Genomic DNA, 8,846 nt, shown 5'->3' with positions numbered 1-8,846 from the left:
GCGCATGTCTCGTGGGCTCGGAGATGTGTATAAGAGCCAGCTCGCGGTCCCCTCATGAACACGCGCCTCACCCTGATCCTCAACACCCACATGCCGCAGGTGTTGGGCGAGGGGCCCCTCTTCGATGAGCCGGAGAACTGGCTCTTCGAAGCGCTGACGGAGACGTACCTCCCGCTGTTCCGGATGCTGGAGCGCTGGGACGCCCGGCGCTTCGCCGGCACGCTGGTGATGTCCTTCACCCCGTGCCTGGTGGAGCAGCTCGTCGCCTGCGAGGAGCGCTACACCGGCTACCTCCAGTTGCTCCAGCGCATCGCCACGCGCGAGCTGGAGCGCACGTCGCGGCTGGACCTCTACAACCGCTACGAGAAGTTCCCGCAGTCGCTGTCGGACGAGGCGCTCGCCCGGGTCCACCGCACCGCGGGCATGTACCTGCGCCGCGTGGAGGACAGCCTCGCGTTCCTGCGGGAGCACAGCCTGCGCGACGTGTTCGCGAGCCTGGGGCGCTCGCGGCTGCCGGGCGTGCAGCTGTGGACGTCCACGCCGCAGCACAACTTCCTGCCCTTCTTCCAGCCCGCCGTCGCGGACCGGCTGGTGGCGCGGGGCGTGGAGTCCTTCCAGGACATCTTCGGCCGCGAGCCGGACGGCCTCTGGCTGCCCGAGTGCGCCTTCCAGCCGGGCCTGGAGCGCGTGCTCACACGCCACGGCATCCGCCGCACCGCGCTCAGCCTGACGGGCATTGGCGCGTCGCAGCCCCAGGACCCCAGCGGCGTGTTCCGCCACGAGGATCTGGAGGTGCTGGTCCACGACTACCGCATCGGGCTGTACCTGTGGAAGTCGCCTGAATCCACCTATCCCGCCCATCCCGTCTACCGCGAGTTCTTCCGGGACGTGGGCTTCGACCTGCGCCCCGAGTACTTCGAGGAGCTGGGCGTGCCCGTGCCCGCGAACAAGCGGGGCCACGTGTGGACGGGCCTCAAGTACCACGCGGTGAGCGGGCAGAAGGTCGACCTGGGACAGAAGGCGCTCTACGACGTGGAGGCCGCCCGCGCCCAGGTGCCCCAGCACGTGCGCGCGTTCTGGGACCTGCTGGAGTCGCGCCGCTCGCTCGTGCAGGACGGGCAGACGTTCGTGCTCGCGTTCGACACGGAGCTGTTCGGCCACTGGTGGCACGAGGGCATCGACTGGCTGGAGGGCGTCATGCAGCCCGCCGCGCCGCTGGAGGTTCCGGCCGCGGCGCCGGTGCCGCCGCCCGAGCCGCCGTCGCTGCCCCGGCTCTACTATTCGACGTGGGGGCGCGACTTCTACAGCGAGCACTGGCTGACGCCGGGCAACGCGTGGATGTACGCGCTCATCAAGCTGGTGGAGGCGCAGCTGCCGGAGCCGGTGGACGCCGAGACGCGGGAGACGTGGCGCCGCTTCGAGGTCTTCAGCGGCAGCGACCTGCTCTTCATGATTCCGGACCCGACGCAGCGGGACCGGGCGCGCGCGCTGTTCCTCGCGCGCTACGCGGACGTCGTGTCGCGGCTGAAGGACTTCTCGCCGGAGCTGCTCACGTCCTTCCCGGTGGACCCCTTCAAGTGCGTGCTCATCCACGTGAGCAGGGCCGGCGGGCAGGAGCAGCCGCCGTTCCTCCTGCGCCGGCTGTCCCTGGAGGGCGTGAACACCCAGGCGCGCCGGGAGCTCACGCTGGACGCGGAGGTGCTGGAGGTCGCGGGCCTGCGCGTCGCGTTCCAGTACTTCCTCCTGCACCCGCAGGGCCGCTACGCGCTGCGCGTGGAGGGCTCCGAGCGCGAGCACCTCTTCCAGATGCCGGACTACGGCGTGCCGCTGCTCATCGCGCCGGACACCCGCACCTATCCCAAGTACGACCCGGAGGTGCTCTACCGGAAGCTGGGGGAAATCTGGGAGGGCGACCAGCGGCTGCCGCTCAAGATGAACCCCACGCTGCGCAGCCGCCACATGTACACGCGCGCGCAGGTGATGGAGGTGCTCGCGGGCAAGCGGACCGCCGTCTTCAAGTACAACAAGGAAGGCTACGCGCTCCTGCGCTTCCGCGACCGGAGCCCGGCCCCGGCATCCGTCGTCTTCGACGATTCGGTGTCGCTCAGCGACGCGGGCGCGTACATCCAGGCCGGTGAGCTGTCCGTGCCCGTGGTGAACGACCCGGCGGACATCGCGCGCCACGACTTCGACGCGGTGGTCTTCACGTGCTCGCTCAACTTCGAGACGGAAGTGCCGCACGTCCGGGCGCTGCTGGAGGTGGCCACGCGCAAGCGGCTGCCGGTGGTGTCGCTGTACGACGACATCCTCTATTACGACCTGTTCGACGGGCTGGAGCCGGACCCGGACCTCTTCTGGCGCGTGGCCGTGCCGGAGCAGGACGCGCTCGCGAAGCCGGGCCCGGCGGAGTACGGCCCGCGCAACCTGCTGGGCGTCTTCGGCACGGACACGGTGCAGGGCAAGTTCACCACGCAGGTGTACCTGCGCGAGGCGCTGGCGAAGCACGTGCGCGTGCGCCACCACGCCACGGAGCCCACGGGCATCCTGCTGGGCTCGGACACGGGCTACTCGCGCGTGCTGCGCGTGGAAGGCCCGCAGCGGCTGGCGTTCGAGCGGCGGCTCATGGCGGACCTGGCGCGCGACTGCGACCTGGTCATCACCGGCGGGCAGAACGGCCTGCTCTACACACCCGCGGGCCAGGACCGCCGGAACAACGCCTCCACGCTCATCTACGAGACGTTCCTGCCGCGCCTGGTGGTGCTCACCGTGTCGGTGGACACGAAGCCGGAGGACGTGGTCGCCACGCGCGAGTACCTGGAGACGCTGGCCCGCGAGCACGGCGTGCCCTGCACGGTGGTGGGGCTGGCGATGATGGGCGGGCGCAAGCTGCTGGGCAGCCGGTGGACGGAGACGTGGTTCCTGGGCGTCCGGGATGAGGTGCTGGAGGAGGCGCGGCGGAAGATGGAGCAGCACACCGGCCTGCGCGTCCACGCCATTCCCGAGGAAGCGGACGCGCTGGCCCAGAGCGTGCTCACGCACCTGTGATGGAAGCGGGCGGCGGAATGCAGGCGGAAGGCTCTCCCGGGCTGCGGCAGTCGGCGCGCTACCTGGTCACGCTGCTGCGGCTGCTCAAGCCCGCGTGGGGTGCGCTCGCGCGGAGCGCGCTCCTGGGCCCGGTCATCACGCTGCTCTGTCTGATTCCGCCCTTCCTCACGCGGCTGCTGTTCGACCACGTGTCGTCGCCGCGGGACCTGGGGCTCCTGCACGTGCTGGTGCTGAGCATCCTCGCCGCGTCGGTGGCGGCGGCGCTCGCGGAGACGCTGCTGGGCTATTACTCCGCGTACCTGACCGTGAAGCTGGAGAGTTCCTCTGCGCTCTACCTCTTCAACCACCTGCAGCACCTGCCGGACCGCTTCTTCTCCCGCCGTCAGGTGGGGGAGCTCACCAGCCGCTTCGATGACGCGAAGGCGGGCATGGCCCTGGTGCTGGGGCTGCTGCGGCTCGTCTTCTCGCAGCTCACCTTCCTGCTGGTCATCCCGTTCACCCTGGCGTCGCTCCACTGGGAGCTGGCGCTGGCGGCCCTGGCCACGCTGCCCTTCGTGGTGGCGGTGCCGCTGATCATGGGACGCGCCATGGGCAGCGCGTGGCAGGAGGTGATGGGCGTGCACGGTGCGCTCAGCGCGCTCCAGGTGGAGACGCTGCGGCAGAGCCGCACGACGAAGGTGCTGGCGCTGGAGCCGTTCGTCTATCAGCGCGCCGCGGGCCTCATGCGGTCCGTGCTGCGGGCGCACCTGCGGGCCCATGGGGTGGAGGGGCTGCTGCGGCTGTTCGAGCGCTCGGTGGAGGCCGCGCAGACGGCGCTGTTCACCTGGCTGGGCTGGCGGCTCATCCTCCAGGGCAAGCTGACGCTGGGCGGTTTCGTGGCCTTCGTGGCCTATGCCGCGTACCTGCGCGGGCCGGTCATCGAGGCCATCGCCTTCGTCACCAGCCTCCAGCAGCGCGGCGTGCACCTGCGCCGCTTCTTCGAGTACCTGCACGAGACGCCGGAGCAGGACCCGGCCCGCTCGCTGACGGCCCCGGCGCCGGTGGGCCAGCGGCTCTCCGGCGGGGTGGAGCTGGAGGCCGTGTCCTTCAGCTACCTGCCGGAGCAGGACGTGCTGCGCGAGGTGAGCGCGCGCGTTCCGGCCGGAGCGGTGGTGACCATCGTCGGCTCCAGCGGCTCCGGCAAGACGACGCTCGCGCGGCTCCTGACGCGGCTGGAGGAGCCGGGCCGGGGGCGCGTGCTGTACGACGGGCAGGACGCGCGGACGCTGGAGCTGTCCGACCTGCGCCGGCAGCTCGCGGTGGTGTGGCAGGACGTGGAGCTGTACCACGGCACCGTGCGCGACAACCTCACCCTGGGCCTGTCCGACGTGAGCGACGAGGACCTGCGGCAGGCGGTGCGGCTGTGCGCGCTGGAGCCCGTCCTCGCCGCGCTGCCCCAGGGCTACGACACGCCGGTGGCGGAGGCGGGCGCGAGCCTCTCCGGTGGCCAGCGGCAGCGGCTGGCGCTGGCCCGGGCGGTGCTCCGCGACGCGCCCGTGCTGCTGCTGGACGAGGCCACCTCGCAGCTCGACGTGGAGACGGAGTCCGCCATCGTGCGGGGGCTGCTCGCGAGGGCCCGGGAGCGCGGTCAGACGGTGCTGTTCATCACGCACCGGCTGGCCAACGCGCCCCTGGCCGACGAGGTGTGGATGCTCGCCGGAGGCCGGCTGGTGGGCCGGGGCCCGCACGCGGAGCTGCTCGCGCGCTGCGCGCCGTACCAGCGGCTGTTCCGCGCGGGCATGGGCGAGGCGGACGCCGCCTAGCGCGGACGGAGAATCATGGCGAACCAGCTCCCACGCCCCACCGCACCGCCGCTGCCCTCGACGCTGCCCCTGCTGGAGGACCCCGACCACGCGGGCCTCTTCGTCGTGCGGCGGATTGGCACCCTCACGTTCGTGCTCCTCATGGTGCTCGGCGCGGGGATGGCGCTCGCGGGCTCGCTCGTGCATCTCACCGTGTCCGTCCCGGATGCGGTCCCGCCCCGCACGGAGTCCGTGTCCCTGGCCACCTATGTGATGCGGCAGCTCCAGCACTGGGAGCCTTCGCGGGCCGGAGGCAGCGCCCCGTGAAGGTGGGCATCATCGACAGCGGCGTGGAGGTGGCCTTCCTGCGTGAGCACGCGGTGCGGCTGGCGGGAGCGGCGTCGTTCACGCTCGACCTGGATGCGCAGGTGCTGGAGGCGCGCGCCTACGAACGGGAGGAGCTGGAGGCGTGGCGGGCCGGCGCGAGCACGCTGGACCTGGAGGACACGCACGGACACGGCACGGCCGTGCTGAGCATCCTCTACGACCAGGTCCGTCCCTGGCCGGACGTGGAGCTCTACGTGGCCCGCGTGCTCGACCGGAACGTGCGCGGACACTCGCTGTGCCTCGTGGAGGCGCTGGGGTGGATGCTCGATGAGGTGGGCGTGGACGTGCTCAACCTGAGCCTGGGCACGACCCACCGCGCGCTGGAGGCGCCCATGCGCGAGGTCATCGACCGCGCGGCGGCACGGGGCGCCATCATCGCCAGCGCCGCGGGTGGGGTGCCCACCCTGCCCTCGCTGCTGGAGTCGGTGGTGTCCGTGGGAGACCCCGCCCTCATGGAGCGCGTGGGCGCGGACGTGAAGGTGGACCACGTCGTGAAGGAGCGGGAGGTGAAGCTCTACATGGGCGGCCACTGGATGCAGGTGCCCATGACGACCAGCTTCGCCTGCCCGGTGGCGGTGGCCGGGGTGCTGCGCGACGGCCCTCCACCGGGCTGGCGGCGCAAGCAGGGCTGAGGGGCTCACGGCGTGGGCGACGCCACTTCCAGGGAGACGTCGCCCAGGTCCAGCACCTCGCCGTCCTTCACCTTCAGCGGCTTGCGCAGGCGTCCCTGGGACGGGCCGCCCAGGATGATGAGGACGCGCTCGCCCGCGCGCACGCCCTTGAGGGTGAAGCGGCCCTCCGCGTCCGGGGCATGCTCCGGAGAAGGCGGCTCACCCTCGATGAAGATGAACGCGTCGGGGACGGGCGCCTTCGTGGCCCCGCTCACCACACGGCCCCTCACGGTGGCGGGCTCCGTCAGGGGGATGTCCACTTCGAGCACCGCGCCCGTGCCGGGTGAGGCCAGGACCTCCCCCACGGATCCATCCACCGTGCGCGCCGTCAGCTTCACGGGCTCGGGAGGAACGTCGCGCAGCTCGAAGCGCTCGCCGGAGAACTCCCAGTCGCCCTCTCCCTGGGGGAGGAAGCCCTTCTGGAGCTGGAGCGACACGGAGAAGCCCCGGACGGGTTCGCCCTTGCGCACCACACGGCCGCGAAGGAACGCCGAGGGCCGCAGCCGCACCACGACCTCCTGTTCAGCGGTCACGGGCAGGGCCTCGCTCGAGCGTCCGCCGTTGCGCGCGCCCAGCATCACGCGGCGATTGGCGGGGAGCGCCGTGCGGGACAGGGGGATGGCGAAGCGGCCCTCTTCATCCGTGGGCGTCATCGTCAGGGGAATGCCCTGCCCATCCGCCGCCGAGAGCGTGATGACCGCGTGGGGAGAGGGCGAGCCATCCGGCTCCAGGACGACGCCCCGGTATTCGTTCACGTCGCGCTTCTCCTCCCACGTGAACTCGACCTGGGCCGTCCGTCCCGCCTCCACGCGCACGGGCTTGCGCTGGCCCTGCACGAAGCGGCCGCGCGCCGTGAGCAGGAGCGTATAGCCCCCTGACGGAAGGACCATGCGGAAGCCGCCCTCCGCGTCCACGCCGACCTGGCCCACGCCCGGGGCCACGCCTTGAGACGGCTCGTCCGCCAGGGCCGTCACCTCCAGCGGGGCGTCCGGGAGGGAGCCCCGGGCCGCGCGCACCACGCCCTCCACGGTGCCCGTGCCCTCCAGCGTGAAGTCCGCCCGGGCCGTGCCGTTCGCCTCCACGGAGACGGTCTGGCGGACGCCCACCGTCGAGCCCTCGTGGCGCGCGGAGAGCGACAGGCGGCCCATGGCGAGCCCTTCGAGCCGGTAGTGGCCGTCAGCGTCGGTGCGGGCCTCGATGGGCTTCGCGTCCGCGCCATCGCTCCAGCGGTTGGCGCCCGAGATGCGGGCCTCCGCCACCGGCGCGCCGTTCCTGTCACGCACCTGGCCCTCCACCGCGCCGGTGCCCGAAAGCGTGAGCTCCACGGGGAAGCGCTCGCCCTGGGTGACGGTCAGGCCCCGGCGGACGGCGGGCGAGTAACCCGGAGCCGTGACCTTCGCGTCGTAGCTGCCGGGGGCGAGCCCTCGCACGAGGAAGTGTCCCTCCGCGTCCGACAGGGCGACGCCGGGGTCTCCGTCCCCGCCCGAAAGGCTGACCTCGACGCGAGCCCCCGCCACGGGTCCGCCCGAGGGCTCCTCCACCACGCGGCCCTCCAGGACCGCGCCCGGGCCCAGCTGGATCCGCACGTCGCGCACGGTGCCGCCGGCGACGCAGAGGACCGGCAGGTCGAGCGCGCCGGACTCCTCGCCGCGCCGCGCGGACAGGGGATGGGCGCCGGGCTCCACCTCCACGGAGAACCCGCCTTGCGCGCCCGTCGTCACCACCTGGGAGGGATTGCCGCCCACCCGCACCTCGGCGTCCGCGGCTGGGAGGCCCTTCGCGTCCACGACGAAGCCCTCGATGACGCTCGCCAGCCGGAGCGCCAGCGTCAGCGGTCCGTCCGTCGTGATGCGCAGGCGGCTCATCACCACGCGCGCGTAGCCGGGGGCACGGGCCTCCAACAGGTAGGCACCGGGGGCGAGTCCATCGATGCGGAAGTTCCCGCGCTCATCGCTCGTCGCATAGACGCGCTCATCATCGGGGGCATCGGCGCTCTGCCAGGCTTCCAGCTCGCGGGCATGCGCCGTGAGGACGAGCTCCACGAGCGGCAGCGGTTCATTTGTTCCGCGCACCACGGTGCGGCCCGTGAGCGACTGCGCGGGCGCCAGGGTGATCCGCAGCGCCGTGCGCGACTCGCCATACGGGCGCACCACGTCGCGCAGGAGTGGAGCCAGGCCCGGTGCGCGCACCGCCACCAGGTAACGGCCGGGCCCGGAGGCGAGCCGGACGTGTCCCTTCGGATCCGTGACGCCGGAGCCCATCAGCGTCCACGCGGACGCCCGAGCGCCCGGTGCGTAGAGCCGCACGGTGGTCCCGAGCGAAGGCTTCCCGTCCGAGAGGACCTCCACGTCCAGGACGCCATCGGCCTCGCTCGGGGACTGCGCCGTCGGGAGCGTGCTGCCGGCCGCAGGATTGGAGTGCTTCGGCGTGGACTCGGCCCCCGCAGGGGCCTTCGGCGCGAGTGAGGCTTCCGCGCTGCCCGCCGGAGCATCCGGTCCGCCGGAGCGCAGGGCCCAGAACAGCACGAGGCCGCACGCGACCAGGACCGCCACTCCACCGATGAGCCACCTGCGCATGCCCGCCATCCTCACCCCACCTCCGTGGGGCACCAGTCAGCAGTATCTCCCGAAGCCACGCGCCCGTCCCGCATCGGCCATCGCGTCCCGGGGCCTCACGTTCCGGCTCGAAGCGCACGAGCAACCGCCTGTAGGACCAGGCCTGACTCCGAAACAGGTTCACGCAGGGCGCGGACAACACCAAGCGCCCTGCCGACAGCGCTCCTCACGAACCTGTCTGACTGGAGGGTTGCGCGAAATAAGGGGGGCTGGGGGGAGGGTAGAGAGCAGATGAAGCAGGAGGCAGGACGGCCCTGCCCGCCAGCGAAGCAGCCGAGGCGGCGCATCCCGAAGGACCCGACGCCGCGATTCAAGGCGCCCGACAGAGAAGCGCTGGCCTTGGCGGA

5 protein-coding genes are annotated in these 8,846 nt (G+C 72.1%); 4 read left to right on the top strand and 1 reads right to left on the bottom strand.

The window, feature by feature from the left end:
- Nucleotides 1–54 precede the first annotated feature (54 nt).
- From D7W79_RS33815 to D7W79_RS33800, 4 genes are read left to right on the top strand one after another with little or no spacing between them, the layout of a single operon-like run.
- A complete protein-coding gene (locus tag D7W79_RS33815) occupies nucleotides 55–3,045 on the top strand; it encodes a DUF1611 domain-containing protein (protein ID WP_120529463.1) in 2,991 nt (996 codons plus the stop codon).
- 17 nt (nucleotides 3,046–3,062) lie between these two features.
- Nucleotides 3,063–4,847, top strand: coding sequence for a peptidase domain-containing ABC transporter (locus D7W79_RS33810; protein WP_158617119.1), 1,785 nt, complete (start codon nucleotides 3,063–3,065; stop codon nucleotides 4,845–4,847).
- Nucleotides 4,848–4,862: 15 nt separating this feature from the next.
- Nucleotides 4,863–5,153, top strand: coding sequence for a hypothetical protein (locus tag D7W79_RS33805; protein ID WP_120529461.1), 291 nt, complete (start codon nucleotides 4,863–4,865; stop codon nucleotides 5,151–5,153).
- Entirely contained in the window at nucleotides 5,150–5,845 is a 696-nt protein-coding gene (locus D7W79_RS33800; RefSeq protein WP_120529460.1) for a S8/S53 family peptidase, read from the top strand. The genes D7W79_RS33805 and D7W79_RS33800 overlap by 4 nt, the downstream gene beginning before the upstream one ends.
- A 5-nt stretch (nucleotides 5,846–5,850) precedes the next feature.
- Here D7W79_RS33800 and D7W79_RS33795 read toward each other — a convergent pair whose 3' ends face one another.
- Nucleotides 5,851–8,460: a carboxypeptidase regulatory-like domain-containing protein gene (locus D7W79_RS33795; RefSeq protein WP_158617118.1), complete on the bottom strand. Its 2,610-nt coding sequence runs from the start codon at nucleotides 8,458–8,460 to the stop codon at nucleotides 5,851–5,853.
- Nucleotides 8,461–8,846 lie beyond the last annotated feature (386 nt).

The organism is Corallococcus exercitus (assembly GCF_003611585.1).
GTDB lineage: Bacteria > Myxococcota > Myxococcia > Myxococcales > Myxococcaceae > Corallococcus > Corallococcus exercitus.
This window is presented reverse-complemented; position numbering and strand designations above follow the sequence as displayed.

Excerpts from the sequence above, each read along its gene's own strand:
- D7W79_RS33815 (WP_120529463.1), top strand. The coding sequence starts at position 55 with ATGAACACGCGCCTCACCCTGATCCTCAACACCCACATGCCGCAGGTG.
- D7W79_RS33810 (WP_158617119.1), top strand. The coding sequence starts at position 3,063 with ATGCAGGCGGAAGGCTCTCCCGGGCTGCGGCAGTCGGCGCGCTACCTG.
- D7W79_RS33805 (WP_120529461.1), top strand. The coding sequence starts at position 4,863 with ATGGCGAACCAGCTCCCACGCCCCACCGCACCGCCGCTGCCCTCGACG.
- D7W79_RS33795 (WP_158617118.1), bottom strand. The coding sequence starts at position 8,460 with ATGCGCAGGTGGCTCATCGGTGGAGTGGCGGTCCTGGTCGCGTGCGGC.